Consider the following 1,328-nt stretch of genomic DNA (forward strand, 5'->3'; position numbering starts at 1 on the left):
ATAAAAACAATATTAGCATTATTAAGTATATACTTGATATCATCATTTATCATAATGAAAAAAGCTGTTATACTAGTAAACAGTAGTATAACAACTTTTTAATAATACAAAATAAAAAGCGTCAAAGAAATTAATTAATTTAAATTAAATATAAAATAGATTATTACAAAACATTAATATTATAAAAAYRTATAATTAAAAAATAAAAATTTATTTATAGAAATTATTGTCTCTAAGTATTTGAGCATGTTTACGATTAATTAAAAACTGCTTTAATTCAATCAAGCATAAAAATAAAATAGCTCTATTTTCAAATTCTACTCTATCTTTAGGAAGAGGTTGATTTCTAATATTTAGCATTAATCTATTTAATTCATCAAGAAGTAGATTTCCAGTTTCCGCTTCAAAAGCAGAATAACCTATTTTATGTATAAAGGCAGAAATAATATGAGATTGTGGGGTAGTGGAACTTAATTGTGATGCATAGTTATATAAATTTTCTAGTATATCTCGTTGATTTTTTATAATTTCCATATGGTTTAAGAAAAATCTAGTATCACTTAATAAGCTATTATTAATATTATTATAAGCTTCAAAAATACTACTATCAATAAGTGCATTTAATGTATGTAAATCCTGATTATACATATCTTTATTATTGGGATTTACAATAAAATCTGCAATATCTATAAGTACAGTGCTTACTTCTTCCTGTAGCTTTTTTTGACCTTCATAGATTTTATTTATATTTGTAGGAATATACATATTTATTATAACGCCTATTCCAGCTCCTATTATAAATATTCCAGCTTCATTTAAAATCCATGAAAAAGATATTTCTCCTTGTAGGAAGTAATGAGATGAAATTACTACACACATAGCAATTACATCTTGAATGTCTAATAAGAAGCAAATATATGTAATTATAAATATAAATATTGAAAAAGAAATTAAATGGTAGCCTAAAAAATTAAAACATAAGTAGGAGAAAAGAGTACATAAAATAAATCCATAAATCTTTCCAATCATACCTTTAAGAGTTTCTTTTTTAGTATTCTTAACAGTAAGTAATACTATAACTCCAGCAACCATTGAATATTCTAAGTTTAATAACCATGCAATAAATATAGCAAGAGAAGATCCAAGGGATAATTTTATTATTTTAAGTAAATTAATTTTGTTCAAGTATAATCCTCCTGTAGATAAATATAATTAATGGCATTATATCATAAAATTCATATGGCTTGAAATAAAGTTTACCAATTATTACAAATTATTACATTTAACTATTTATATAAAAATATTTCTAAAATTTAATAGCGTTAGAT

Annotated in this window: 1 protein-coding gene; it reads right to left on the reverse strand. The window is 22.3% G+C overall.

All coding sequences use genetic code 11. The features are described 5' to 3' along the window. Positions 1-210: 210 nt before the first annotated feature. Positions 211-1,185: an aromatic acid exporter family protein gene (locus G3997_RS03770; protein WP_296648348.1), complete on the reverse strand. Its 975-nt coding sequence runs from the start codon at positions 1,183-1,185 to the stop codon at positions 211-213. Positions 1,186-1,328 lie beyond the last annotated feature (143 nt).

The sequence above is a fragment of the Romboutsia sp. 13368 genome, from assembly GCF_018336475.1.
Lineage (GTDB): Bacteria > Bacillota > Clostridia > Peptostreptococcales > Peptostreptococcaceae > Romboutsia.